This window comes from Agarivorans sp. B2Z047 (assembly GCF_023373605.1).
GTDB classification, from domain to species: domain Bacteria; phylum Pseudomonadota; class Gammaproteobacteria; order Enterobacterales; family Celerinatantimonadaceae; genus Agarivorans; species Agarivorans albus.
This window is the reverse complement of sequence record NZ_CP088080.1, coordinates 2,042,433-2,068,402: the sequence shown is the minus strand read 5'-3', so window position 1 is coordinate 2,068,402 and position 25,970 is coordinate 2,042,433. Positions and strand designations below refer to the sequence as shown.

Genomic DNA, 25,970 nt, shown 5'->3' with positions numbered 1-25,970 from the left:
TTCAACACTGAAATAAGTAAAAGTAGCCGCTAGAAACCGGTTTATTATCTCGAGCTCAGGTTACCTAGCCAAAAGACAACACAGTTTGAGTGGATTGGCGAAACTGACCCGGTGACATGCCCATTACTTGCTTAAACTTGGCACAAAAATAAGCGCTATCGGAAAACTCACAGGCATAAGCTATTTGGGTAATGCTTTGTTTACTGTCGCTGAGCATAGCAACTGCGGTATTGATTTTTCGTTTAAGTAAATAATCTTTATAGTTTTGGGCAAATAAAGACTTAAATACCCGTGAAAAATGATATCTCGACATACCACAAATATCAGCGGCTTGTTGCAAGCTTAAGTTAAGTGTTTGGTGGTTCTCTAAGTGGTGAAGCAAGGGGATGATTTTTGCCAAGCCTTTGTTTTCTTTTAATACGGTAGCATTTTTTTCGGTACTAAATTGGCAGCGAGATTGCTGGCCGGCCAAAAACAAAAATAATGTGCGCAATAAGCTATGCGCCAAATTCCGTCCATCATTGTTGTTATCTACGTTCTCTAACCAAGCAAATTGGCTATGTAAGTACCCTGCTTGCTGGTCATTAAGTTGCAGCACTAAAGGCTTCTCTAATTGAGAGGCCACATCCAATAAGGCTAACTCGCTATATAGATAACGTTGAAATTGCAGCAGACTAAACTCTCGCTCCTCACCTCGCATCTCCATTTCGTGCATCGCCAATGAAGGAACAAATACCAGTGAATTGTCGTTTAACTCTATTGATTGCCCGTCGATCCCTACCTGCCCTTTGATCTTTTTAAACAGCATAACCTCACATAGCATGTGAAAGTGAGTTGGGATCTCTAAACTAGGTTCATCAATGAAGTGAAAGCGGCGCAAATAGTAGGATTTTCCCTGAGGAAGGTGGATGTTTTCAAAACTGAGAGGATGCGCAGCCATAATAGCAATATTTTTATACTTTAAAGCCTATAACTTACATATAAGCACAATTTAAAGCAATAAATTACCAGTACAAACTTTAGGAGTAACTATGGCTACTATTACTAACCCTATTCTTACTGGTTTTCGTCCCGATCCATCGATTATCCGCGTAGAAGACGATTACTACATTGCTACCTCTACTTTCGAATGGTTTCCGGGCATCATGCTCCACCACTCTAAAGATCTAGTGAACTGGCGAATTATCGGCCATGTACTTAACACCGTTGACCACCTAGATATGCGAGGCATGGATAACTCCGAAGGTGTGTATGCCCCAGCCTTAAGTTATGCCGATGGCAAGTTTTGGTGCTGTTTCTCTAACGTGCATTCTTGTCGTGGCGGTACTTGGATGTCTACTCCCAGCTATGTGGTTAGCGCCGAAGACATTCGCGGCCCATGGAGTAAACCTGTATCTATAGGTAATTATGGCTTCGACCCATCACTGTTTCATGATGACGATGGCAAAAAATACATGGTAAACATGGTGTGGGATGGCCGTAAAAAAACTGACTTTTTTGGTGGCATTGTTCTGCAAGAATTTGATGCCGAGTTAGGCCAACTAGTTGGCGAAGAAAAAATAGTATTTAACGGTACCAAGCTGGGCTGTACTGAAGGGCCACAAATTCTTAAAAAAGATGGCTGGTATTACCTTATCACCGCAGAAGGCGGTACATCATACGACCATGCAGTCACTGTTTGCCGCGCCAAAAATGTTTGGGGCCCCTATGAGCTGCACCCAGAAAACCCCATTCTAACGTCTCGCCACCAAGATGACGCCGAATTGCAACGTGCGGGGCATGGCTTCTTAGTAGAAACCCAAAATGGCGAATGGTATTTATCGCATCTTTGTGGCCGCCCAATTAGCGACCCAGAAAATCCTAAAGAGACATCAAAATATGCCCAAGGTCGCTGTACCTTAGGTCGAGAAACCGCCCTGCAAAACATAGAGTGGCGTGATAACTGGCCATATGTTGTAGGCGGTACAACCCCAAGGCTGGAGATCCAAGCGCCAAAACTAGCGGCTCAACCTTGGCCGGTTGAAGCGAGCCGTGATGACTTTGATGGCAACACCTTAGCGGTAAAATACCAATCACTAAAAGACCCATTTGAAGAATCATGGATATCTTTAAGCAAGCGACCGGGTTATCTGCGCCTAGCTGGCCGTGACTACTTGTACTCACGCTACAACCAAAGCATGTTGGCGCAGCGAGTTACCGCATTTAACTGCAACAGCGAAACCGCTGTAGAGTTTGATCCCCGCTCACCACGGCAAATGGCAGGTTTGGTAGCTTACTACTCACGTGGCGGACACTACTTTTTAAAAACCTCTGCTAACGATGCTGGCGAACAAATCATTCAAGTTGTGGGCGACATTGATGATAAGTACCAAGAATACACCGACGAAATCGTTATTGGCCGCAGTAAACGGGTTTACATGCGCCTAGAGCAACGTACTCAGTGGTATCAATTTAGCTATTCTTTAGACGGAAAAGTTTGGCAAACCATTGGTGAACCTTTAAATGCCACTCACTTATCAGATGAAGGCAGCAACGATGTGTTTCGCTTCACCGGCTCATTTGTCGGTTTATTTGGTTGTGACCTAACAGGTAAGCAGATTGAAGCCGACTTTGATTACTTCGACTATCAAACATTAAGTTAGTCTGAAAATACCCCAGTTGGATTGCGCTATTTAGAGTACTAGCTAGTGCGATCTAACTCTTAGTTTCAAGCATTGAACTAAGTATAAAACGGTTATTTTGATTTAAATCAGTATCTTGCTTTATAGAGCTTGCCACACTCGCTGCATCATTTTTAACCACTAAGCAACACAGTATGCAATCTTCAATTCGTTGGTTTCTCGCCCCTTGTTGTATCTGTTTTCTGCTTAGTGCTGCCCACTTCTACCACGCTCACCAGCAAATTTACGTTGCGCTATGCATTATGGGACTGTGTAGTATTTTGATTCGCCACCCAATTTGCTTACGACTAAACCAATGTGCCATGTTGCTACTCACTGCCGAGTGGATTAATACCATCGCAGAAATCTATGTTGTTCGCAGCGCCTATGACCAACCTTGGTTACGTATGGCATTGATACTAGGTGCTGTTTCTTTGTTGCACCTCGCCACAGCCTTATTGTTCCAGCATTACAAAATTCGCCGCTACTTTGGTTACCCTAGACAGTTCTTGTTTCGCTAACAGCGTTGGCTTTGATACTAGATCTAGAGCGGCAACTAAGGGTTAACCTACTTCTTATTACCTCTACCAATTGAGGCAACATCAACAATTTTACAACCCAATGGCAGTCGCTTAGAAAAGTGAACCAAATATCGATTCACCCATCCCCGCAGAAATTAACCCTGAAGCGTTCTGCTTCTGACCACTATTCGATGTCATTAGGCAAGCAAAGTTATGCGCTTTGTTTGCCTGTTCGTTTTATATCGTAGGTATTTGACTCACTAAGCTCAGGCCGGTATCGCTAACATCGAGTTGAATAACTCCAGACTCACCTACCAGCATTAATCCCTGCTCAGTGGCTATCACGTCCTTACAAGGAAATACATCATTAAGTGCTTGCCTAGTAAGTACGTGGCTAAATTCAGCTGATTCTTCAGGGTTTGCCTCGAGTAATAAAGGAACCAATCCTTCGGCAGCATCACAAACATAGAGCGTCCCCTCTCGAAGTGCTAAGCCAATGGGCTCGGCTAACTCTCGGTACTCTGCCATTGATGTACTGTTAGGTCTTACATTAGAGGCGCCTTCATCAATTTCTTCTTGAGTTGGCGGAACATAAGCTAGGATATCGCTAATATTTTCAACAAATATTCCATCCATAAAGGTGATTTCGTTACTACCATCTCTGGTGGTGTAATAAGCCACTCCGTCGTGAGCGATGACTGGATCATAGGCAACTAAATGACGAAGCTGTGCGATAAACTCAACGGGATTATCTAGGTCACCAGTGGAGCGATAAATGTCTACACCACTTGAATGGCCGACCATCACATGGCTATCGTCATACACGTGTAAGGTTTCAGCTATCCAAGAATAACTATCAACATAATCAGCAGATAAAAACTCTTCTGAGCGAAGTATCGAAACTTTTTGGTTCGTATTTATCGCATGAAGATCGCCTTGAAATTCAACTAAAGCTGCAAGAGAGCCAACCTGCCCTGTTCCGCTATATACTACGGTGCCATCACTTGAGCTTGAGTCTGAATCACAAGCTGCCATTAGTACTATTGCAATCGGTACACTAAGTCTTTTAATAAGCGTTTTCATAGCAGCTCCTCTAATGGCCAAAAGTAGAAGGATTTACCATTGGCATTTTTATAACCAATCACCAAACCAATTTCGTAATCCAAGTACACAGATTCATACTCTTCAGAACTGTCACTAAACTTTGCAAATATGGTGGCTTGAGGAGACAAGCGATCATAGTTGGGGTAATTTAAGGCGAGCTCTTGAGTAGTAATGCTGTTCAAATTATTAAAATCAATCAGAACTAAATCCGTTAAAGCAGCAACAACCAGCATGCCTTGGTGAATTAGCACATCAGAAGCACCATGCACATGAACAAAGCCTAAATATACTGGCGCTTCACGATTGGTATTATCGAAAATGTAGACACCACGCAGCTCAGAAATAATAAACATGTAGTGCTGATAGAGATAGATTTTTCCGGAATTCTCTAAGCCCGTAAACTCTTCAACCCTTGAGCCAGCATCAATATAAGCTTGTGTTAAGGCATTGCTATTTTCAGCGCTAAAGCTAACTTGCTTCTCGCCTCTAAAGCTTTCCCAGTCCAAGTATATTGGCTCAATGGCGCAAATAGCTTCACTTTGATCTGGGTAAGTACAAATGTATCTAGCCTTTTGATCAACTGTTGGTGATTGGTAGCTACCTAGCATCATTGCACTGCCAACAACTACCGCAAGAGGGATAGCAAATTGGCTTTTCTTCGACTTAACAATTGCTTTTTGATTATGCTGAAAAAGCCAAATGGTAGAGAAAATAGTCGCCATAATAAGCGCTGCTACGTCCATCCATTCAAAATTGCCATAGCTTAAAACCCCTAATGTTTCAGTAGCTTGGCCAAATTCAAAAGCGAGATCAACAGCTAACCAACATATAGGTATTGCTAACCAACGTTTTCCTTCAGTGCCCAATAAACCAGCGGTGAACAAGCTCATGCCCACTACGTGCAGAAAACTAGGGAACCACTCAGAGGCATAGCGAGGGAGCATAATGGGATTTGCAGAAAACTTTATCCATTGATAAGCCGGAAGCGCATCAAACAGTATTTGAGGCTCCCTAAAATTGGCATAAAACAACATGCCTATTACCCCGGCAAAAATTCCCCACCAAAACAAACTGGGAGATTTAATCATAGTTACTTCCTTGTACAACAAAACTAAACCAAGCAACCTTAACAAAAAGCTCAACAAAGCCAATAAACCCATGATTAAACGTTGATAATCATGCAAGATGAATATTAAAGATGTGAATGAAAGCGCTATCAAAGCTATTCATTTAACAGGAACATTTGGAGGTACCGCTAATTTATCAATGCAAACAACAGGCAACTACCACTAGCTTGTTCGTGTTGAGCTAAGGCTTAGCGTATACTTGCTTCCTTTTACTTACGCCCTATCGCTTGTGAATCGCTTTCTAGAACTCTACGCTCAGCGCAAAGCTGCTGCCACTACCCAATTTAAAGGCCGAGGGGCACGCCGAGTGCGTTGCCAAACCTGCCAAATGCCTCAGCAACACTGCTTTTGTGAGCAAGCTATTTTGCAAGATAGCGATTGTGGTTTTGTGCTACTCATGCACAATATGGAGGTTTTGCGCCCCAGTAATACTGGCCGATTTATTGCTGACCTAATCCCAGACACCTACGCCTTTATCTGGCAACGAACCGAACCTTGTGAAGATTTATTAGCACTTTGCCAGCAACAACAATGGCAACCCTATGTGGTATTCCCTGCCGCGTTTAGCCAACCAGAGAGAGTTCATTACAAGGTAGAGCTTAAAGCAGGCCAAAAGCCGCTATTCATTATGCTCGATGGCAGCTGGCGCGAGGCCAGAAAAATGTTTCACCAAAGTCCTTGGTTAGACACGTTTCCTGTGATTTCAATTAACCCTGAACAAGCTTCCAGCTATGGGCTTCGTTCTCGACCAATAAAGGGTCAATGGGCCACCGCTGAAGTAGCGGCTCAGTTATTAGCGATGAGCGGTGAAGAAAGTAATGGCAAACAACTTGCGCAGCGTTTCAGTCAATTTACCCAGCAAACCCTCGCAGGTAGAAACTGCTAACTCGAGTCGGTTTATCTTCTAAGCTAACTTATCCAGCAGTTTGTCGGGTATTTAATACAAGATCGCGGCTTTGATAAGTAGCTGGACTGCACACTCCTTGCCATGCATTAAACGACGTCACCTCGAACAAAACTTAACCAGTAAGGGTAAACGGCCCCTAGTGTTAACCACCAGTTTTTACTCAATTTAACAGCGAATTAAACTACTACTTTCGTGAGATACATCACGCATTGAAAACGTTATCAAGCAAAAGTGCTTTTGCCACGTTTTGTCACTATGCCTAGGCCTTTAGTTGTTGTTATGATGTTGTCGCTTGATAAGACAGCGCATAATTTGAACAAAATTACTAAGCCCTGCAGAGCAAGCAAACTTAAAAATATAGAGTATTATTTCAATTGTTTCAGGAGACATAATGTCTAAGAGCACTGGTACCGTTAAGTGGTTTAACGAAAAGAAAGGTTTTGGTTTCATTTCACAACAATCTGGCGCAGATGTGTTTGTACACTTCCGTGCAATTTTAGGAGATGGCTTTAAATCACTTGAAGAAGGCCAGAAAGTAGCATTTGACGTTGAAGACGGTCAAAAAGGCCCACAAGCGGCCAACGTTGAGGTTGTATAAACAACTTCTAGAAGCATAACCTTGGGATTAGGTTATGCTTCCTATTTCTTTACTGCCCTACTTTAGCTTCATTGTATAAATATGCTGTGGCCCCGCTGGCCCTCCCCGATACAAAACTTCACTGTCTTTAAATCCACACTTTTTATATAAAGCCTGCGCAGCGTGATTGCGGCAATTTACCGTTAAGCATAAAAATTCAAAACCTGAATGTAATCGAGAGACATAATCCTTAAGCAGCAAACCCGCTTGATATCCGTAACCATTTCCTTGGTGACGACGGTCGATGAAAAATGACCTCAACAATACAGCCTTGTTCAGTGGCAAATTTTGGTGATATGGATAATGCTGATCAATCACAAAAAAACCAACTAATTGTTTATCTACCATCATCAAATGTGCTGATTGTTGCTCACTCAGTTGTTGTAAAATATCTGCGATGTTTTTTACGTAGTTTTGCTGCTCCAGAGCAACTTGTAGCGCCAAAACCTTCGCTAAATTCTGTTCTGCCAAAGGCTGCAAATTCATCTCTGGCCTCATGCACTTTCCCCATATTGATTACTTTGCTCAGCCAATACCGCTTCGCGGCCCATCATCAGTTGTTTTCTATCTAGCCCCCAGCGATAGCCACCCAAAGCACCACTGCTGCGAATCACTCGGTGACAAGGGATAATAAATGCGATCGGATTTTTTGCCACGGCGCTGGCAACTGCGCGAGTTGCATTGGCCGAGCTCACCTGCTGCGCCAAAAACTGGTAAGAACACAAACTGCCGCTAGGCACTTTTAACAAAGCTTGCCACACTTGCAACTGAAAGTTTGTTCCTTTTAGCCATAACGATAAAGCTTGTTTAGGAGGCGCTTTTTGGCTAAATATCTGAGTTAACAAGGGCCTTATCACATCATCATCATGAATACATTTGGCTTTAGGCCACGCCTTGGTGAGCTCTTCCAATGGTATTTGCTGCTGCTCTGCTTCACAGAAACTTAACTGGCAAATCCCTCTATGCGTAGTCGCAATAAATGCACAACCAAAGGGCGTGATTCCCCAGCCATAATGAATCGTTAAACCTTCACCTTGGGCCTTAGCCTCACCAGGAGTTACCGCTTCAATGTTTACAAATAAGTCGTATAAACGGGCACCGCTTGATAAGCCAACATCGTAAGCAAGCTCTAATACCGAGCGTGATTCAAACAACTGCTCGCGCGCTTTTTGCAAAGTGAGATACTGTAAAAAGCGCTTTGGCGATACCCCAGCCCATTGGCTAAATAAACGCTGCAAGTGAGACTCGCTCAACCCTAAGTCTTCGGCCAAATCTTTAAGTTCTGGTTGCTGCTGTTGGTGTTCAACTAAATAGGCCATTGCTTGGCTTATTTGCTGATACTCTCGATGCGATTGCAATGGACTTTGCTCCATAACGTTTCCTCACTAGCCTTTAATCGCAACTTTAACCTAATTGAATCATAGGCTCGACCCGATAATTGCAAAATAACAGATTAGGAAATGTTGAGCAGTAAAATTAGCAAGCACCTTTTGGTTAGTAGCCAGAATTCAGCGCCTGTTGTTCAGCTTGTTCGATAACTTGGGCTAACTCGCCAGACCTAAGCATCGCTTGAATCACCTCATCCACTTTCGCGACTAAGTGACGCTCTCGTTCATGAATATAATGATAAAGCGGGAACACCGCCAACGGCGCCGAATAAGCGATGTGTTCGTTAAGTTTTAATCGCTTCGAAGCGACTAAACCATCAACTTTATTAGTGAGTGCCACATCTGCTCGCCCTCGGTGAACAAAGCTTAGGAGTTTGTCAGTACTACTTAATTGCTCAACATACTTGTGATTAGCAGTAACATCGGCAGTATGTTTAACCCCTCTCACTACTACCAATTTATATCGCTCTAAGTCAGACAAGGTAGATATTGCTAATGCTCGTTCGCTCAAGTAAAACGCGGTGGTGTTCAGTGAATAATAAGGAGTTGGCACACGAACCAATTGCGGGTTCTGCTCTCCATAACTCCATATTCGCATCACTTCACCATCGAGCATGCCATTTGATGCTTCTAACTGGGCTCGTTTAGCCGGTAAAGGGTTCACCTCTATGCTTAAACCCAATTTTTTGTAGACCGCAGTTAATACAACAATTCCAACTTTTTGCTCAAATAGATGCTCAATAGCGGCGTACTTATAAGGGCCCTCGGCAAAGACCGAAGAACAAAATAGAAAACAGAAAACAAGCGCAATTTGACGAATACCCCACTCCTTATGATTAGCGAACTTATCAAGATTAACCAATAAGTTCTCCACTAATATTAGACTAGGCTTGGTTAACCGACCGACAAAAAAAGACGCACCGTTGTGCGCCTTGTGTCATTACTGCAAGCAAGCTTTTGAGTGCTTACATCAACTTAATCGAAGGTATAAGTAAATACCCTAAAGCCTTCATTGTCTGCCACGTTGTCGAACTCTTCAGTCGGCGTAACCCGAGGCAAATAGGTATTTGCAAAACTCTCTGCCGCTTCTAGGTGCGAAGACAGAAACTCAACGGTAACTCCACTTGGCCCTACCAGCGTAAAGTTATGCGCATTGGGGAACTCTAATATGTCATTAGGGTCAGCAAGATCATCAGATTTTGCGTTCAAGTAGTTGTTCACTAGATCACGGTTAGAATCCACTTCATCTTCATGAGCAATGCGCGCGTTTGCCACTCCTGGCATCCAACTTTGCGACGCGCGGTAGTTATTTGTTACAACATAAAGCTTTTTGGTTAAGTCATTTTCTAACGCTTCACCAGCATACATAATGTTACTAATTCTGCGGCTGTCCGTTTGAATTAAGTTACCATTTGCATCGTAGACTAACTCGCCTATTTCGTTAACTTGGTAGCGAGGAGCTTGGCTAACATCAATGCTATAAGTGAGAAGACTCTCGCCATCGGTGTCAAAACCGCCAAAGAACACATCAAAGTTGTAGCTACGGAACTGTTGATGCAATAAGCGGTCACCCTCTTCAGCAACGGTTTGGTATTGCTGAGCAACAATCACTTCCATCCACTCGATAAGATCAGCCACTGTTAACTCAAGTACAGCAGGGGTGTTGTTATCAAATACGTAAAGATCTGCCACACTCGCGCGAGTTAAAGCATCACCGTCGATGTTGGTATAGTCTTCGCGACCTCCGCGACCACCTTTAAAGGGAGCAGATACCGACAACATAGTAATACTTGAATCTAACACGCCATCATCTTGCCAAGACAAGCCTTGAGAATATTGCGCTTCGTTCACGATTTGCACAGAAATGTCTGACTCAACGGCCGAAAAGTAGCTGTTAATTGGCTCATCAATATTGCCTATTTCTTCAGCCATGAAGTCCATGGTTCCTTCATGGTCTGAACTCACTAAATAGTTGACCATTTCATCTTGCAGATAAGGGTCCTCTTTTAGTGAACGTAAACTGGCGCTGCTCGACTTAACGGCCCAAGTTTCACCTCTGTCAGAGCTTCTTAAGGTTAAATCGATCACCCCAAGGTGATTCCCCCAAAAGCCTGGCATTACGGCGGGTTTACCAAAAATTTTACCATTAGGCGCATCAACACCTTCCATACCATCGTAGGTATTGCTGGTTGTTGGGAAGTTGTTGTGGTCATGACCAAACATCAAGGCATCAATACCGTCAACTTGCGCTAACTGCCAAGAAGCGTTGTCCATAAAGTCTTCATCTCGATCGCCGCCAGACAAACCAGAATGCGGAATGGCAACAATGATATCAGCGCCTTCAGCTTTCATTTTTGGCACATAGTGCTCAGCAGTCATCTTAATATCAGCAAGCATCACCTTACATTCAAGGTAGCGTTTATCCCAATTCAAAATGTTAGGCGGAGTGAAACCAATAACCCCAACTTTAACCGTGTAAGTGCCGCCATCTGTAGCAGTAAAATCACGCTCAAGAATTTCATAAGGCGTGAAGTAAGGTTCAAATTGCTCGAAAAATGCAGCGTAGTTCCCCGCAAAGTGTTTATCGATATCTACCGCACAAGTCTCTTCATCTACAGCAACATTATTAGTTGGTTGTTTGCCTTCAAACTGATAAACGTTAGCGTTAATGTAGGGAAAATTAGCACCTGAAGTTGCTGCGGCTAAGTAATCGAGTCCATAGTTAAATTCATGATTACCAATGTTACCTACATCGTAACCTAGATAGTTCATTGCCTTATAAACCGGGTGAACATTTCGCTCGAGATAAGCGACTCCTAGGTTGGCAACGTAATCACCCATCGGGCTACCTTGAATCAAGTCACCGTTGTCAAACAACATGCTGTTTAGCGCTTCTGCTCGCGCTTCCTTAATCAATACCGCTGTACGAGCTAAGCCATAATCTTGAGGGCTCAAGGCATTGTCTTTTGGAGAAGCGAAGTAATTATAAGGCTTCATGTTTGAGTGCAAATCGGTGGTTTCCATTAAACGAAGCTCCATCTCCAATTCATTGTAAGAATTGTTGCTGGAGTTGTCCCAACATGCAGTCAAGCTCACAGTAATGGCTGATGCAAGCAGCAGTTTATTCAGCGGAAAATGATTATCCATTTCAATCTCTAAGTTAAGGTAGTGTAAAAATCGACTACACCATAGGGACCGCAGGTTTCAGTTTTATTAATTGATAAATAAAGTATTTTTAGCATGATTGTTTTACATTTATTGGCTAGATAGCGTTACTAACTAGCTTGCAAGGCACGCCCAGCCCACACTGAGCAGACCACACAAAAGCATCAAATAATTATCACTCTGCAAATCCACCCTAAGACAAATTTCACTTTAGTATTCGCTTTGTTATTTGGAGATAAAGGCTATAATGCCGCCATATTGCAGTACAAGGTTCGGTAGTGTGTTTAAACCTAAAGCAGCCAGTTGGATAAGTTTATATTTTTCAGGATTGTTCTTTGCCTGGGGGATCTTTTTGCCGTTTTGGGCGCTGTGGCTCGAAAGTGAAGGCTTAGATCCTAGCCAAATTGGTATGTTGCTCGGCTTTAGCATGCTGGCACGTTTTCTAGGCAATGTGCTACTTATGCCGCGAATTAAATCCGCTAAACACCTTTTGCCAGGCGTTCGCTGGGTAAGCTTTGCCAGTATATTGGTAGTGGCTAGCCTATGCTGGTTAAACGGCTACTTTTGGCTAACAGTACTCACGCTTGCAGCAAACTTTTTTATTGCCACCTTAATTCCCCTCGGTGATGCTGTCGCTACTAAGTGGGTAAGCCAGCTGCAACTAGACTACGGCCGCGTTCGGGTATTTGGCTCTATTGCATTTATTGTCTCTTCTACCCTGCTAGGGCTTGGCCTCACCTATTTTTCTCATTCATTAATCTTATATGCAACGGTTGCTTCTTTGGTTGTGATGTGGGGCTTAAGCTTGCTTACGCCTGCCAGCCCGTTAGTTGATGATGAAAGTGACGGTGAACCGGTAAGCAGCAAACTATGGCCGGTACTTAAACAAACACACGCGCTTAAATTTGTGGCAATAACAGCGTTAATTCAAGGCTCACACGCAGCTTACTATGCCTACAGCACGCTTTATTGGAAAAGCATTGGCTATGCAGAATCAACCATCGGTTACCTGTGGTCTATCGGTGTGGCATTAGAAATGAGCATTCTTATCTTTGGCAGTAAATGGTTTAAAAGCTGGAATGCCAACAAAATGTTTTTGCTCGCGGCAATGGGCGGAGTTATCCGCTGGGGTATTTTTGGTAGCACCGAAGCATTGCCACTGATGATGCTATCGCAAGGCTTGCACGCCTTAACTTTTGCACTTACCCAACTTGCTGCGATTAAGTACATCGCATCAGAAGCACCAAGCTCTCAAGCTATCCCGCTGCAAGCATTGTACTCAGCTATCGCGCTAAATATGGGAACCGCCCTACTCACCTTCCTCAGTAGCGCCTTATATGAACCAATGGGTTCGGGGATTTTTCTAATCATGGGCGGCTTGTCTGCACTGGCAATTCCGCTATTGTTGCTAAATGCAAAGTCAGCTAAAGCAAGCAACTCGTGATTAAGCACCAGCGACAAAATAGCAATGTTGAGTAACAAAAAATCCGAGTGTAAATCATTACACTCGGATTTGTTTTTTAACCACTGCCTAGCCAACGCTTTGACTAGCGGTACAGCAGTACTACAAAGCAAGCCTTGGTTTAAAAGCTACCTGCAGTTGAAGCACCATTACCGGTATTCACCGCGTTGTTAGCACCCGATTGCCATTGAATAACATTGCTAGGGTCAGTTTCGTTACGAATAATACATTTCCATTCGATATCCGTCGCTTTAGGAAGCTTGATGGTGCCAGTCCAAGTTGGGTAGCTTGTTGGGCTTAATAACACTGCGCTAGCAGCTTGCCAGTTACCCAATGCAGCGTCGTTACCAACCGCATAAACGCTATCGCCCATGTTGGTATTGCCGTTGTTACAAGTGAAGCTAACGTCTACTTCATCTGTTGGGTCAATTACGCTACCGGTTTCTGCCAGCCACATTCTTGCTGAGCCAGCAGGCACATTCACGGTGTGGTAAGAACTGTTAACCTTAAAGCTTGAACCACTGAATACATCAACATAGTTTTTAGCGCTGTTTAAATTACTCGCATTAATGCTAATGTCTTTCGCATAGCCACATTTGTTAATACCCATTACGCCAGCATCGCCACGGCGCAAAACAATGGCACATTGATCGGTATACAATACTTCTTCGTCGGCACCTTGAACGCCATTGTGGAATTTAACCATGGCTTTAAGGTTGTCTTGTTTGTAATCATTTACCCAACGGCCATTATCAACACCGGTCGCATCACTAAATACCATTGGCACACCTTCTTGGCGACCCATAATATAAGCGTAAGCAAGGTGTTCATTAGCTTCGCTCATAATCTGGTAGCGGAAGCCGTCATTACTTGGGATGTCGTGGGTAATGGTAAAGGTAAGAGCTCGAATACCATCAATAGCTCCGCCCCAAGACTTAGGGTTAGCTAAGGCTTCTAAGCTACCGTCCACATCAAAAGCATCACGTAATGTTTTTAATAGTGGGAAGTCATAAGCACTGTGTGAAGTTTCACGTAAGTAAGGTTCTAAGAAGGTATCGTAATCAGCGTTACCTGCACCAGCACCAGTGATAATTTCACCAAATAAATACATGTCTTGTTTGATGTTAGCGTCGAACACTTGGTTGATATGCCAAGTAGTCATGTGTTTGGCTGCATCAATACGAAAACCAGTAACACCCATGTTCTTAATGGCTTGAACATAGCTTTTTTGCTGTGCACGAACCCAGTCATTAGGGTCTAAATCTGGTAAACCTGGGTCGCCATTACCACCACAAATACGACCGTTCATTGATTCCCATACATCTGTCCAGTTGGTGATACAGAAGCCGGCGTGGAAATCACCAGGAGAAAACAGGTTATTATTTAAATCACCAAACAGTTTTTGTCTATTCCAGTAATCACTGTTACTTGCATAGTTATTGAGGGTATCGCTGCCTGGGAAGTAGGTAGAGTTTCCGCGCTCATTGGCCATCTGATTAATCACGATGTCAGCATAGGTATTTACTCCGTGCGCTTTCAAGGCATTAATCATGTTTTGGAAATCTTCTTTATTACCGCGGTTGTTATCGATAACTCGATAATCTTGTGGCTGATAGCGTGCCCACCATTGGGTGTTGCTACTATCCGACTTCAGTGGCGGCGCGACTAAGACATTTTTGTAACCAATATCTGCGATTTCAGCTGCTTTTTCGGCTACCTCTGAATATCGCCAATCAAAGGCATGTAAAATAACATCAGCACTGGCCAGCTGTGAAAACACAGCCAATGAAGTACCCAATAGACACGTATTTATTGCATTCGCTTTAGTTTTGTATTTCATTATTAGTAAATCCTTTCCCATGATTACTATATTTAATGAACACAAAGACCAATTTATAGAATTAAATTATATTGTTACGACAACGTTTAAAACAGCAGAAGCATTCAATACATTATTTCTTAGTGCTATTTTTTCTTTTACTTTAAGTGAGCTGTGCAAAACCGCTCTGTAATCTTGCTTGCAAGCTAAGTCATAATATCTGCATTGTGGAGATCTCCACTATTTTAACGCTGCATCACTGGTCCTTGTGGCTAATAGAGAGTTCATAACTCTTTCGTTTACTGCCTTTTCGACGCCGATAACATCAAAAAAACATCAACTTCAGGTAATTTACTGACATATCGGTGTGTGTCAACGAAGAGCAAAGGAGATATTCTAAAGTGTGAAGCAAGTGCCTATTACAGCGAGAAATTATTTAATATTACCTAAGAAGAAAGTAATCAAAAAATTAAAGCAAAGCTTTTACTGCTAATAAAAGCGAGCTCAACATACAATATTTAAAACATCTATAAATATTGAAATTTTTAATTACATTTATTTTTTACACTTAAAAATATTATTCCCTTCTTTATTTATCGTTACTATCAAATTACCTCAATGGGATGTAGTGAAAAGCCAGCAAAGAAACAACGCTTGCAGCTAGCCAGCCCTTAGATGAACAAAGTTTAATCTTGCCACCAGCCAAACTTTGGTACATTAAGGCCTAGGCGAAAACCAGCTGAGCTTAGCCCCCTAACTTGAATCTTGGGTGATAAGCCCTGATATTAACTAGAGCTTGTTGATCATTCGAGCTGTTATTTGCGGCAGTAAGCAGAGTTGTTTATCCAAGGCAGAAGCTTGACGTACGGTTAGCCTAAATAAGAAGCCAGTAACAGATTAGAAGTGCGCTGAAAATGATGCTGTCTCGAACTCAATTTTGCCGCGAACGGTCAATAGACCCTAGTAATCACCCATAAAAGGTTGCAGCTGTATTCATGAATTTTTCTCGACTAACTAGCGTTAAAACGAAAGCCGATGACCTAGCCAAGCTAACTATGGATAAACACATGCGTTTAGCGGTAACAGGCTTAAGTGGAGCAGGTAAAACCGCCTTTATCACTTCCCTAGTCAATCAGTTGCTATTGGGTGCAGAAAACCACCAACTGCCCTTATGGAAGTTGGCCCGTGAACACCGGTTTTTAGGGGCTAAACGCACCCAGCAGCCACACTTGCATGTTGCCAGTTTTGATTACCAAGGCGGAATGGACGCGCTACACAGCCAGCCACCACGCTGGCCTTCGCCCACTCATGGGGTGAGTGAAATACGCCTCAAGTTGCGATATACCCCACAATCAATGCTGTGGAGAAAGCTCAACAACACCGCCACACTCAACCTAGACATTGTTGACTACCCTGGCGAGTGGCTACTTGATCTGCCCTTACTGGAGCAAAGTTATGCTCAATGGTGCGAACATATAGAAAGCAGTTTGCAGGACTCGCGCAAAACCGAACTCGCCAGCGTTTGGCAAACTATGGTGCAGGACTTAGATATTCATAGCACTGCCGACGAAAATCGCATGGCCGACATTGCCAATACTTACACCGACTACTTGCACCAATGCAAACAACAACTAGGCATGCACCACATTCAACCGGGTCGTTTTGTACTACCCGGTGAGTTGGCGGGTGCGCCAGTACTGGCATTTTTCCCGCTACCAGCAGCGTTGGCGAATAGTCCAAGCAAAGATAAAAAACAACATAAACAATCATATCTGGGCTTGTTAGAACAACGTTTTGAATACTACAAAGAGCATGTAGTAAAGCAGTTTTACCAGCAGCACTTTATCAAGTTTGATCGACAAATCGTACTGGTGGATTGTTTAAACCCTCTCAATAGCGGCCACGATAGTTTTTGCGATATGCAGTTAGCAGTAAACCAAATACTGCACAGCTTTAACTATGGGAAAACCAGTTTACTGCGCCGCTTGTTTGCTCCCAAAATCGACAAGCTGCTGTTTGCCGCCACTAAAGCCGACCATGTGAGCATCGATCAACACAACAACTTGGTGCAACTGCTAAGTGAAGTCGTCGCTGAAGGCAAACGCCATGTGAAATTTGAAGGCATTGCCACCGACACTACGGCCTTAGCCTCTATTAAAGCCACACAAAGCGGTAAAGCCCAGCTGAATGGAGAAAGTATTTCTGCCATTAAAGGTATATTGCAAAGTGACGTAGAGAGCCAGCAACAAACCACCTTGTTTCCTGGTGAAGTGCCTAGCCAGTTACCCCAGCAAGATTTTTGGCAGCAACAAGGCTTCGAGTTTAGTCCTTTTCAAGCGCCAATCACCAGCCCTTATCAGGCTCTCCCTCATCACCGTATCGACCAAGCGATTGAGTTTTTGCTAGGAGATAAATTTAAATGAATACCCCTATAAAGCAGCGCCAAGTGCTGCATACCGATGAAATCCTAAATGAACAAGCTACAGAGACACAAGGCAAACCAGCCCCACTGGCCAGTAAACAAGTGCTCGATGAAGAACTCAATTGGCAAGAAGACGACATTCAAGAGCAATTAGAACCTCTAGACATTGAACTGCATCCGAAAAAAGCCAGCCCTTGGTTAAAATACGGCTTTAGCGCCGCCTTAGCTATCGCCTTTGGAGAAATGGCGCTAAGCCTTATTGAACTTTGGCAAAGCTCGCCAACTCGCGCGGCAATATATAGCGCAGTATTTGCCAGCATTGTGATGGGTTTAGGAGCAATAAGCTTTAGAGAATTAGCCAAACTACGCCGCCTTAAACACTATCAAAAAGAACACCAACTAGGCGCTGCCTTACTTGACCAAGAGAGCAGTGATGGTTCAAAAGCTAAAGCCTACTGTGAAAAGCTGGCCAAGCTACAAGGCTTAACCGACAGCCAAGAATACTTGAGCTGGAAGAATTGGCTAAGTGACAGTCATACCAACAAAGAGATCGTAAGCTTATACAGCGAAACGGTATTAAGTCCTTTAGATAATCGCGCCAAACAAGTGATTAGCAAATGGTCTAGCGAAGCGGCAGTATTGGTTGCAATAAGCCCCTTAGCGCTAGTCGATATGCTAATTATCTTTTGGCGCAATATCAAAATGATTGAAGCCGTCGCCAAAATTTATGGCATAGAACTGGGTTACTTAAGCCGAATTCGGCTCATCAAACAAGTATTTGCTAACATGATTTACGCAGCAGCGAGCGAAGTTGTAGCAGATGTAGGTAGTGACCTATTAGGCGCAGAACTTACTGCCAAATTATCTGCTAAAGCAGCGCAAGGCATTGGTGCAGGTTTACTTACTGCCCGCCTTGGTTTCAAAACCATGGAGCAAGTTAGGCCGATACCATGGACACTCAATAACAAACCCAAGACTCAACAGCTAAAAGGCATACTGTTAGACAAAGTGAAACAGAAGCTAAAAGGCTAAGAACGCAGTCTTCAATAGGCCATTTACTTAGCTAAATGGCCTAGAGTTAAATTCTCTAACTTAATCACTTAACCACTTGGCTAATTAAAGGATAAAGAGAAAACCTTGATGCTATAAGCTGGAATGTTGAGCTTGAGCTCTTGGTTAGCAACGTGTTCGTTTGAGCTAATGCCACTAAGCAAGTCGTGGCTTAATAGGACTTGCTTATTCGCCACGCTTTTACCCACCAATTTTATCCCCGAAAAGATCTCTTTATCACTAAGGTTTACAGCCACTAACAGAGTTTCATCGCTGTGTTTACGTAAAAATGCAATCGAGTGACGGCTGCTACTCCCAGTAGTCTTAAGCAATTCGAATTCTCCGCTAGCCAACGCTGGATGCTGGTTTCTCAGTGAGATTAACTTTTGATAGTGGCGTAACATCGAATCAGGATCTTCGACTTGCTGAGCAACATTGATTTGTGGGTAATCGGGATTTACGTTTCGCCAAGTGTTGCCAGCGGTAAATCCGGCATTATCACTGGCGTCCCATTGCATTGGAATACGTGCTACCGCGTCATCCCAAGGCACTAAGGAGCGATCAATCAAGGTCATGCCTATCTCTTCACCATAATACACAAAAGGGATGCCAGGTCCTGTGAGCATTAGGCTAGCGGCCAACTTGGCCTTATCAAGATTGCCCTTCATCGCGGTGGCGGTTCGCTCCCCAGCGAATGGATCGTGATTAGACAACAAAGTTGCAAAATTAGCCCCTTCTGGTGCGCTATTCACCATAGAAAGGTACGACTGCACCGCTCGCTTACTACTATTTTTCACACCATAAACTAGCTTTTGGCTGCATTTAAAACAAAAGGCAGAGTGAAACTCACTTCTGCCATCCCCCATGTACATATCGCCGGTGAATGGTGCTTCAGCTACGATAAATGCATTGGGGTATTGGTTGATTAACTGTCTAAACTCGGCATAAAAAAGGTGGTTGTCGGGCTGGTTTTCCTGAGCTCCATCACCGTTTTCAATAAGGTGGCTAGCAGCATCTACCCGAAATCCATCCACTCCCATGTTAAGCCAAAACTTTGCGCTGTCTTTCATGTAGGCAACAACTTCAGGGTTGCGGAAATTCCAGTCGGGTAAGAAATCAAAAAACAAACCATAGTAATAGCCATGTTCAGATGGATGCCAAACGCTAGCAGAACGATCCCAAGGTCGGCCCCAGCCTAGATCAGAATCAGCCCATATAAACCAATCTCTATATTTACTGTTGGGATTACTGACAGCGTCTTGAAAAATGGGGTTAGCACTACTGCTATGGTTAACGACAAAATCCATGATGACGCCAATGCCACGTTGGTGGGCTTCATCAATCAATTGCTGAAAATCGTCCATGCTGCCGTAATCTTGTTCGATATCTCTTATATTTTTTACATCATAACCGTTGCTGTTAAATTCACTTTCAGTCACTGGCATTAACCAAAGCCCTGTTACCCCTAAGTCTTGTAAATAATCCAGCTTAGCGATTAAACCTTGGATATCTCCGTGCCCGTCACCAGAGGAATCATAATAGGCACGCACAAATACTTCATAGAACACAGCGCTTTCCCACCAACGCTCTGGCAAATTACTATTTGGAGGATTAATCTCAATCTGCTCTTTATACGCCTTGGAGTCATAAGCCCTATTTTCCACAACAGGATCTGGCTCTGGCTGGCTAACAGATGTGCAGGCCGCCACGGTGGCAACGAGCACTATGCTGAGTAGGTTGTATCTCATGGTCTTTCCCTTGCTGTTATCGCTTTATAAGTTTTGTTATGTACTCAAACTATAAAAGTAATAGATTTAAACCAGCAGAATGGAAAGCCTAAAAATTAACTATTGTGTTCGGTGTAATTAAGCAAGCGCCTTAATAAACAAAAATTGGGGGTGCTCACTTAAACGTTGGTAATGCTCCGGCGAGATTGTTTTTAGTGCCTCACTAGGTTTACCTTCGCTTAACTCGGTAATCACCATTTCATGATCGGTAAGCGCAGTTATCAAAGCAGAGAGCGGCCTGCGGTAAAAACTCACCTCAACCGGTTTGCCAACCGTATCCCACATTTCGGTTACTTGCTCGGTTGCAAAGTAGTTACCACTGGGGCTCGCTTCAATATCTACCATCGGATGATGAGTAGAAAATACAAAACTACCACCAACCTTTAGTACGCGCTTCACATCGGCAAATAGCGGATTTAGGTCTTGCAGATAATGCAGCATTAAAGGGCAGATCACTAAGTCATAACTGGCATCCGCTTCCTCTGGCAATCCCGAGGCTAAATCTTGCTGATACACCGTTAACTGAGTAGCCAATTTTTGCTTTACCAAGGCCACCATTTCACTTGAACTGTCAATCGCCGTTACTTTAGCGCCCTTAGTTAACAAATACTCTGCATACACGCCTGAGCCACAGCCTAAATCGAGCACTGTTTTACCTGCGAGTTCACCTAACATGGCTTGCAATGAAGGGCGCTCGTAATGCGCGTTGTAAATGTTGTCTTGAATAGCCACATCGTATTCTTTGGCATAAGTGGAATACATAGCAGGTTTTTGAGGCATAGATTTAGCCTTTAAGTTAGCGCCTTGCTGCTGAGAAAGTTGAGGGTGAATTGAATACTCTAAAGTGCTTGAGCCACTAAAGCCCAACAACCAGTTTAGATAGGGATAATACTCTCGTTTTACTTGTTTAAAACCTTTAGCAAGGTAAAGCTTTTTGGCTCTTGGATTACTGTCGATGACATCTAAGCGCACCTTAGAAAACCCCTGCACTTGCGCTTGCTGAATAATGCCATCTAACAGCATGGAGCCTAAACCCTTACCCCGGTATTCTTCTACCACCGCGATGCCGTCCATCACCATAGTGTGCTGACTTGGTTTACGTTCAAACAAGCTAAATACTAAAGCTGCCCAAGCGCCTTTTACGTAGCCCAACAAATCAACCAAACCTTGCCAGCCAATTCCGCTGGTAAACCCTGCTTTAGGGGTTTGAAAACCTGCCACCGCAACTAAACGTCCTTGATCGATTACCGACAGCGCATATTCAGGCTTAAAAGACTGTGCCAACAGCGCGATACGCTGCCGTTGATTGGGAACAGCCAAATGAAACTTTTGGCCAAAGGCTTGTTCGTACAAGGCTGCCACCGTCTTCCTGTGATGTTCTGGCCAGCCTTGTTGAACTGTAAACTGAGCTTTTTCCATAACCCGATTCCTAAAACAATACCCACCTAATAAGCTTTCTAGCTACAACGCCAATGCCATTACCCAATCGTCCATAACATAACCTTGGCCAATATCGGTGCATTGCTCAGCTACTTTAACAAAACCCATTTTTTGATATGCAGCTATAGAGTCATGATTATGTCGGTTTACTGTCAGCGTTATTTGCTGCAAACCAAATTCATTGGCAAGTTGTTTGGCAAAGTTCATTGCTTGTTTAGCATAACCTCGACCTCGAAAACGAGAATGTACGTAAATCTTACTTAAAAATAGCTGCTGTTCCTGTCGCTGAACCCCTAGGTAAGCTAGGTTTTCACCTTCACTCTGCAACAGATAGTAATAATACTGCTCGGTCTCAATTTGCTCAGCTACGCGGGTAGCCGAGTGAAAAGTACTAAGCATGTATTCCACCTGCTCAACACCAATAATCGGCGTATAATGCTCTAGCCATATCTCTCTGGCCAACTCTGTAAGCTGTTGAATATCATGTTGATTACTTACCTGATGAAACACTCTACCTCCTTTTTTCAACATATATAGCCACGATTAACCGCCGCTTAATTATCCTAAGCGCACCCTAGCATGAGAACCAAGGCCTACCAAGCAGCAGCAAAAACACAAAGCTAAGGATAGATTGATCTAAATTGCACCAATGTCACAGTTTTAAGGTAGAATCGCCGCTCATTTGAACAACATTAGCTGTTAGCCTACTTCGGCTTGTTTAGCTCTCACTAAAGGTTTGCCCATATATGATTAAACTTATCGCCCTAGATATGGACGGCACACTTCTCAATGACGAGAAAAAAATCACTCCGCGCACTTATCAAGCCATTCAGCAAGCTAAGCAAGCGGGTGTAAAAGTAGTACTTGCATCGGGTCGTCCGCTAGAAGGTTTACGTCCTTATTTAGAGCAACTTGAGCTAACCAGCGACCAAGATTTTGTTATTTCCTACAACGGCTCCTTAGCACAGCGTGTAGGCAGTGGAGAAATTATTCATAAAACCACGCTCAATGGCAGCGATGGTACACAGCTAGCCAAAGTAGCGGAGCAATTAGGTGTTTTTATCCATGCTTTCTCTGCAGAGCATGGCCTTATTACTCAACAGCACAACCCTTGGACCGATATAGAATCTTCTATTAACGGCATGGATGTAAGTGAAGTTAACTTTGCCTCACTGCAAGCAAACGATGCACTTACCAAAATTATGTTTGTAGCTGAAGAAAGCATACTCGACAAAGCTATTGCCAACTTGCCTGCTGAGTTACGCGAACAATACACAGTAGTGCGCAGTGCGCCGTTTTTCTTAGAGTTTTTGCACCGTGACAGCAACAAAGGTGTAGGTGTAGAACAGCTAGCCAATATCTTGGGTTTAAATGCATCTCAGGTAATGTGTGCTGGTGACGCCGACAACGACCGCCACATGCTGCAATATGCAGGTTTAGCAGTTGCGATGGCAAACGCCGATCCTGAAATTAAAGCAATGGCTGACTACATAGCCCCAAGCAATAAAGAAGATGGAGTTGCTGTAGCCATTGAAGAAAACGTGCTAAATACGCTTTGCCCAACCAGTTAAGCTAAACGGTAAGTAAACAGTAATAAAGGCGAAGCTAAAACCCTTAGCTTCGCCTTTATCTATTAAAATACCGTTCTCATTTCTGGTAAAAACGAGTCCTAAACCTTCCATTTAAAATCTGTTTGACTAATTTATAAGTTTTATAAAAACAACAGCAAACAAGCACCATCACACAAGACAAATAAGTCATAAGCCTTACAAAAGCCAACGAATTTTTTTAGCTATTTTAGTTATACGAACAGCAAACAAGCATCCGATTCTCGGCATATTGTCATTAGTTTTACCGATGCTATATTTCGCGCTCAGATAACTGATTAATAAGGAAATTCTAAAATGAGCACTAAGAAAACCGTAGGTATCGTTGTGGCAGTAATTGGTGTGATTCTAATTGCTATTGGTGGCTTTAGCCTTAATGACATCGCAGTCGCAGAGCAACAAGCACAAGCCTTAGGCGGTTTATTTGGTGGTGCTGGGAATGATTTACTGGGCGGGCTAGGTTTAGATGCTGCATTAGAAGCACAAAAAAACAAAGCTTATGGGTTTATTGTATTTGGTATAGCAGCCATTGTAGGTGGTGTTTACATGCTAAAAACCGCCACTGAAGAAAACACCAAAGCAGCTTAATTTAAATCAACAATGCTCACTTAATTCCATTTATCTAGAGAGCATTCGATTAAGTAAACTCAATAACAAATCCGAGTGACTAAGCCCACTCGGATTATTCAATAAATTTAAAAAAGACCTTTCTTGGTGCTTATAAACAAGCCCTCGATATTTAGTAGAAGCATTTAGGAACTAACCCGTTATTGTTTAACCCTCAAGCTGCAACTTCCTCTTTGGTTTAACACCACAAAACGGTTTTTTATTGCTCATAAGCAAGTTCTAAGAAAAATCTTCCAGCCTACTTAGCCAACTAAATCCTGAACACTTTGTAACCAAATCGCCACAAATAAGTCACCCAACTGACATGTCTAGATAAGCTAACTGTCACATTACAAGCCTAAGTTATTGTTCAAAACAACGGCAGGATCCTGTAATGAACAATCAAGTAATCACAGTCAAGCAGCTGAACAAACACTTTGAAAACAACCACGCCCTTAAAAGCGTAGATTTAGGTGTTCAGCAAGGTGAAATGGTGGCATTACTTGGGCCGTCAGGCTCAGGAAAATCAACCCTATTACGCCACTTAAATGGCTTGGTTAGCAGTGACAAAAACAGCAAAGGCTACATCGAAGTTCTTGGCATGCCAGTGCAACGTGACGGCAAGTTTTGTAACACCGTACGCAAAAGCCGCAGCCAAACAGGTTATATCTTCCAGCAGTTTAATTTGGTTTCACGCCTTAGCGTTTTGCAAAATGTTTTGATTGGCGCACTAAGCGCTACTCCCAGCTGGCGCAGCCTTACTGGCCGTTTTACTTTTGAGCAAAAGCGCCAAGCTTTAGCAGCTTTAAAACGCGTAGGCCTTGAGCAATTTGCTTTACAGCGCGTTTCAACACTATCTGGCGGTCAACAGCAACGCGTAGCGATTGCTCGCGCGTTAATGCAACGCGCCAAGATCATTTTAGCCGATGAGCCGATTGCTTCCCTAGATCCAGAGTCGTCGCGCATCGTGATGGAAATACTCACCGACATCAATAAACAAGAAGGCATCGCAGTAGTGGTGACCTTACACCAAGTTGACTACGCAAAACGTTATTGCCCACGTGTTGTGGCGCTAAAACTTGGCGAAGTATTTTACGACGGACCTAGCGAGCAATTAAACGAAGCCAAACTTGCAGCGTTATATGGCTCGCAAGCTCAACTAACAACCACCGAAAACCAAGACCAAGCAGTACCACAACTTTGGCCACAGATGGCCTAAACCCAATTAATAAGGAGATAGATGGCATGTTAAAGCTAATCAAGCAGACAGCCTTTGCAACCGCAGTTGTTGCGACAGCGTTAAGTTCAACCATGGTTTCAGCTGCAGAAAAAGCGATGGACACCATCAACTTTGGGATTATTTCTACTGAGTCTCAGCAAAACTTAAAAACCACTTGGACACCGTTTTTAAAAGCGATGGAAGAGAAAACTGGTTACAAGGTAAAAGCATTTTTTGCTCCAGATTACGCGGGCATCATTCAAGGCATGCGTTTCGATAAAGTAGACGTAGCTTGGTATGGCAACAAATCAGCCATGGAAGCAGTAGACCGCGCCGGTGGCGAAATCTTCGCACAAACCGTCGATGCTACAGGTAACCCTGGTTACTGGAGTGTATTGGTTACGCACAAAGATAGCCCGCTTAACAGCCTTGAAGATGTTATCGCCAAACGTGGCGACCTTACTTTTGGTAACGGCGATCCAAACTCAACCTCTGGCTTCTTAGTACCTTCGTACTACGTATTTGCGCAAAACAACATTTCAGTCTCTGACTTCAAACGCAGCATGAACTCTGGCCACGAAGCGAACGCTTTAGCCGCTGCTGCGAAACAAGTAGATGTAGCAACTGGCAACACCGAAAACATGGACCGCTTAAAAATTACTGCACCTAAAAAGTTTGAGCAGTTAAAAGTTATTTGGAAGTCACCACTTATTCCTTCAGACCCAATTGTATGGCGTAAAAACCTACCAGAAAGTGTGAAAGGCGAAGTATATGACTTCTTCATGGAGTACGGCACCACTGGTGATGCTCAAGAACTAGCAGTATTAGAAGCGCTACAGTGGGCCCCGTTCAAAGCCTCTAGCGACCTTCAACTACTACCTATTCGTCAATTGGTATTGTTCAAAAACCGCATTGTTACAGAAAACGACACCAAGTTGTCGAAAGCCGAAAAAGCCGCTGAGCTAGCAGTGATTGACGCCCAACTTGCTGATTTAAATCGCCAGCAAAGCGCCATTACCGCAATGGCCCAATAGCGAACGATAAGCTGG

Annotated in this window: 22 protein-coding genes; 11 read left to right on the top strand and 11 right to left on the bottom strand. The window is 43.4% G+C overall.

The genetic code is table 11. The annotated features are described in order from the left end of the window. Positions 1-64: 64 nt before the first annotated feature. Positions 65-940, bottom strand: a complete 876-nt coding sequence (locus tag LQZ07_RS09485) for a helix-turn-helix domain-containing protein (RefSeq protein ID WP_152779332.1) — start codon at positions 938-940, stop codon at positions 65-67. Between the two features lie 91 nt (positions 941-1,031). Between LQZ07_RS09485 and LQZ07_RS09480 the strand changes: the two genes are divergently transcribed. Both LQZ07_RS09480 and LQZ07_RS09475 read left to right on the top strand, forming a co-directional pair. Then, the gene (locus tag LQZ07_RS09480; RefSeq protein ID WP_152779334.1) at positions 1,032-2,642 is read left to right on the top strand and encodes a glycoside hydrolase family 43 protein; all 1,611 of its coding nucleotides are present in this window, start codon (positions 1,032-1,034) and stop codon (positions 2,640-2,642) included. A gap of 173 nt (positions 2,643-2,815) precedes the next feature. Then, the gene (locus tag LQZ07_RS09475) at positions 2,816-3,181 is read left to right on the top strand and encodes a hypothetical protein (protein WP_016401259.1); all 366 of its coding nucleotides are present in this window, start codon (positions 2,816-2,818) and stop codon (positions 3,179-3,181) included. A gap of 237 nt (positions 3,182-3,418) precedes the next feature. On the opposite strand, the gene LQZ07_RS09470 is transcribed toward LQZ07_RS09475, so the two are convergent. Together LQZ07_RS09470 and LQZ07_RS09465 are read right to left on the bottom strand one after the other, a co-directional pair. Beyond that, on the bottom strand, positions 3,419-4,264 hold the full coding sequence (locus tag LQZ07_RS09470; protein ID WP_152779336.1) for a hypothetical protein: 846 nt from the start codon (positions 4,262-4,264) through the stop codon (positions 3,419-3,421). Beyond that, positions 4,261-5,373, bottom strand: a complete 1,113-nt coding sequence (locus LQZ07_RS09465; RefSeq protein WP_152779338.1) for a hypothetical protein — start codon at positions 5,371-5,373, stop codon at positions 4,261-4,263. Before LQZ07_RS09465 ends, LQZ07_RS09470 begins: the two co-directional genes overlap by 4 nt. 268 nt (positions 5,374-5,641) lie before the next feature. On the opposite strand from LQZ07_RS09465, the gene LQZ07_RS09460 reads away from it, so the two are divergent. Together LQZ07_RS09460 and LQZ07_RS09455 are read left to right on the top strand one after the other, a co-directional pair. Beyond that, complete coding sequence (locus LQZ07_RS09460) at positions 5,642-6,298, top strand: tRNA-uridine aminocarboxypropyltransferase (protein ID WP_249483614.1); 657 nt, start codon at positions 5,642-5,644, stop codon at positions 6,296-6,298. A gap of 412 nt (positions 6,299-6,710) precedes the next feature. Next, entirely contained in the window at positions 6,711-6,917 is a 207-nt protein-coding gene (locus LQZ07_RS09455; protein ID WP_016401263.1) for a cold-shock protein, read from the top strand. 57 nt (positions 6,918-6,974) lie between these two features. Here the strand turns inward: LQZ07_RS09455 and LQZ07_RS09450 are convergent, their stop codons facing one another. From LQZ07_RS09450 to LQZ07_RS09435, 4 genes are all read right to left on the bottom strand, one after another. Beyond that, positions 6,975-7,454 carry a GNAT family N-acetyltransferase gene (locus LQZ07_RS09450; protein ID WP_152779343.1) on the bottom strand — a complete coding sequence of 160 codons (480 nt, stop codon included), beginning with the start codon at positions 7,452-7,454 and terminating at the stop codon, positions 6,975-6,977. Beyond that, on the bottom strand, positions 7,451-8,329 hold the full coding sequence (locus LQZ07_RS09445) for a bifunctional transcriptional activator/DNA repair enzyme AdaA (RefSeq protein WP_152779344.1): 879 nt from the start codon (positions 8,327-8,329) through the stop codon (positions 7,451-7,453). Before LQZ07_RS09445 ends, LQZ07_RS09450 begins: the two co-directional genes overlap by 4 nt. A 121-nt stretch (positions 8,330-8,450) precedes the next feature. Beyond that, on the bottom strand, positions 8,451-9,206 hold the full coding sequence (locus LQZ07_RS09440; protein ID WP_152779346.1) for an ABC transporter substrate-binding protein: 756 nt from the start codon (positions 9,204-9,206) through the stop codon (positions 8,451-8,453). A gap of 113 nt (positions 9,207-9,319) precedes the next feature. Further along, positions 9,320-11,491 (bottom strand): bifunctional 2',3'-cyclic-nucleotide 2'-phosphodiesterase/3'-nucleotidase, encoded by a 2,172-nt coding sequence (locus LQZ07_RS09435; protein ID WP_152779348.1) that lies wholly within the window; start codon positions 11,489-11,491, stop codon positions 9,320-9,322. Positions 11,492-11,789: 298 nt separating this feature from the next. Here LQZ07_RS09435 and LQZ07_RS09430 point away from each other — a divergent pair, with 298 nt between their 5' ends. Next, complete coding sequence (locus tag LQZ07_RS09430; protein WP_194164044.1) at positions 11,790-12,953, top strand: 3-phenylpropionate MFS transporter; 1,164 nt, start codon at positions 11,790-11,792, stop codon at positions 12,951-12,953. 139 nt (positions 12,954-13,092) lie between these two features. On the opposite strand, the gene LQZ07_RS09425 is transcribed toward LQZ07_RS09430, so the two are convergent. After that, positions 13,093-14,811, bottom strand: a complete 1,719-nt coding sequence (locus tag LQZ07_RS09425) for a carbohydrate-binding module family 20 domain-containing protein (RefSeq protein WP_152779352.1) — start codon at positions 14,809-14,811, stop codon at positions 13,093-13,095. A gap of 974 nt (positions 14,812-15,785) precedes the next feature. Here LQZ07_RS09425 and LQZ07_RS09420 point away from each other — a divergent pair. After that, complete coding sequence (locus LQZ07_RS09420; RefSeq protein WP_152779353.1) at positions 15,786-17,213, top strand: YcjX family protein; 1,428 nt, start codon at positions 15,786-15,788, stop codon at positions 17,211-17,213. After that, positions 17,210-18,244: a YcjF family protein gene (locus LQZ07_RS09415; protein ID WP_152779355.1), complete on the top strand. Its 1,035-nt coding sequence runs from the start codon at positions 17,210-17,212 to the stop codon at positions 18,242-18,244. The genes LQZ07_RS09420 and LQZ07_RS09415 overlap by 4 nt, the downstream gene beginning before the upstream one ends. A gap of 80 nt (positions 18,245-18,324) precedes the next feature. Here LQZ07_RS09415 and LQZ07_RS09410 read toward each other — a convergent pair whose 3' ends face one another. The 3 genes from LQZ07_RS09410 to LQZ07_RS09400 all read right to left on the bottom strand — a co-directional run bounded on the left by LQZ07_RS09410 (position 18,325) and on the right by LQZ07_RS09400 (position 21,999). After that, on the bottom strand, positions 18,325-20,010 hold the full coding sequence (locus LQZ07_RS09410) for an alpha-amylase family glycosyl hydrolase (protein ID WP_152779357.1): 1,686 nt from the start codon (positions 20,008-20,010) through the stop codon (positions 18,325-18,327). 117 nt (positions 20,011-20,127) lie between these two features. Next, positions 20,128-21,468, bottom strand: coding sequence for a GNAT family N-acetyltransferase (locus tag LQZ07_RS09405; RefSeq protein ID WP_227981086.1), 1,341 nt, complete (start codon positions 21,466-21,468; stop codon positions 20,128-20,130). 42 nt (positions 21,469-21,510) lie between these two features. Then, positions 21,511-21,999 (bottom strand): N-acetyltransferase, encoded by a 489-nt coding sequence (locus LQZ07_RS09400; protein ID WP_249483613.1) that lies wholly within the window; start codon positions 21,997-21,999, stop codon positions 21,511-21,513. A 236-nt stretch (positions 22,000-22,235) separates the two neighbouring features. Between LQZ07_RS09400 and yidA the strand changes: the two genes are divergently transcribed. The 4 genes from yidA (at position 22,236) to phnD (ending at position 25,955) form a co-directional block, all read left to right on the top strand. Next, complete coding sequence (gene yidA, locus LQZ07_RS09395; RefSeq protein ID WP_152779361.1) at positions 22,236-23,060, top strand: sugar-phosphatase; 825 nt, start codon at positions 22,236-22,238, stop codon at positions 23,058-23,060. Between the two features lie 333 nt (positions 23,061-23,393). Further along, positions 23,394-23,684 (top strand): hypothetical protein, encoded by a 291-nt coding sequence (locus LQZ07_RS09390; protein ID WP_016401275.1) that lies wholly within the window; start codon positions 23,394-23,396, stop codon positions 23,682-23,684. 412 nt (positions 23,685-24,096) lie between these two features. Continuing rightward, entirely contained in the window at positions 24,097-24,921 is an 825-nt protein-coding gene (gene phnC / locus LQZ07_RS09385) for a phosphonate ABC transporter ATP-binding protein (RefSeq protein WP_152779363.1), read from the top strand. A 26-nt stretch (positions 24,922-24,947) separates the two neighbouring features. Then, positions 24,948-25,955 carry a phosphonate ABC transporter substrate-binding protein gene (phnD, locus tag LQZ07_RS09380; RefSeq protein ID WP_016401277.1) on the top strand — a complete coding sequence of 336 codons (1,008 nt, stop codon included), beginning with the start codon at positions 24,948-24,950 and terminating at the stop codon, positions 25,953-25,955. Positions 25,956-25,970 lie beyond the last annotated feature (15 nt).

Bases quoted from the DNA above. Each gene is read 5' to 3' on its own strand.
- LQZ07_RS09480 (WP_152779334.1), top strand. From the start codon at position 1,032: ATGGCTACTATTACTAACCCTATTCTTACTGGTTTTCGTCCCGATCCA.
- LQZ07_RS09415 (WP_152779355.1), top strand. From the start codon at position 17,210: ATGAATACCCCTATAAAGCAGCGCCAAGTGCTGCATACCGATGAAATC.
- yidA (WP_152779361.1), top strand. From the start codon at position 22,236: ATGATTAAACTTATCGCCCTAGATATGGACGGCACACTTCTCAATGAC.
- LQZ07_RS09425 (WP_152779352.1), bottom strand. From the start codon at position 14,811: ATGAAATACAAAACTAAAGCGAATGCAATAAATACGTGTCTATTGGGT.
- LQZ07_RS09455 (WP_016401263.1), top strand. From the start codon at position 6,711: ATGTCTAAGAGCACTGGTACCGTTAAGTGGTTTAACGAAAAGAAAGGT.
- LQZ07_RS09450 (WP_152779343.1), bottom strand. From the start codon at position 7,454: ATGAGGCCAGAGATGAATTTGCAGCCTTTGGCAGAACAGAATTTAGCG.
- LQZ07_RS09435 (WP_152779348.1), bottom strand. From the start codon at position 11,491: ATGGATAATCATTTTCCGCTGAATAAACTGCTGCTTGCATCAGCCATT.
- LQZ07_RS09470 (WP_152779336.1), bottom strand. From the start codon at position 4,264: ATGAAAACGCTTATTAAAAGACTTAGTGTACCGATTGCAATAGTACTA.
- phnD (WP_016401277.1), top strand. From the start codon at position 24,948: ATGTTAAAGCTAATCAAGCAGACAGCCTTTGCAACCGCAGTTGTTGCG.
- LQZ07_RS09465 (WP_152779338.1), bottom strand. From the start codon at position 5,373: ATGATTAAATCTCCCAGTTTGTTTTGGTGGGGAATTTTTGCCGGGGTA.
- LQZ07_RS09420 (WP_152779353.1), top strand. From the start codon at position 15,786: ATGAATTTTTCTCGACTAACTAGCGTTAAAACGAAAGCCGATGACCTA.
- LQZ07_RS09405 (WP_227981086.1), bottom strand. From the start codon at position 21,468: ATGGAAAAAGCTCAGTTTACAGTTCAACAAGGCTGGCCAGAACATCAC.
- LQZ07_RS09390 (WP_016401275.1), top strand. From the start codon at position 23,394: ATGAGCACTAAGAAAACCGTAGGTATCGTTGTGGCAGTAATTGGTGTG.
- LQZ07_RS09445 (WP_152779344.1), bottom strand. From the start codon at position 8,329: ATGGAGCAAAGTCCATTGCAATCGCATCGAGAGTATCAGCAAATAAGC.
- phnC (WP_152779363.1), top strand. From the start codon at position 24,097: ATGAACAATCAAGTAATCACAGTCAAGCAGCTGAACAAACACTTTGAA.
- LQZ07_RS09475 (WP_016401259.1), top strand. From the start codon at position 2,816: ATGCAATCTTCAATTCGTTGGTTTCTCGCCCCTTGTTGTATCTGTTTT.
- LQZ07_RS09410 (WP_152779357.1), bottom strand. From the start codon at position 20,010: ATGAGATACAACCTACTCAGCATAGTGCTCGTTGCCACCGTGGCGGCC.
- LQZ07_RS09485 (WP_152779332.1), bottom strand. From the start codon at position 940: ATGGCTGCGCATCCTCTCAGTTTTGAAAACATCCACCTTCCTCAGGGA.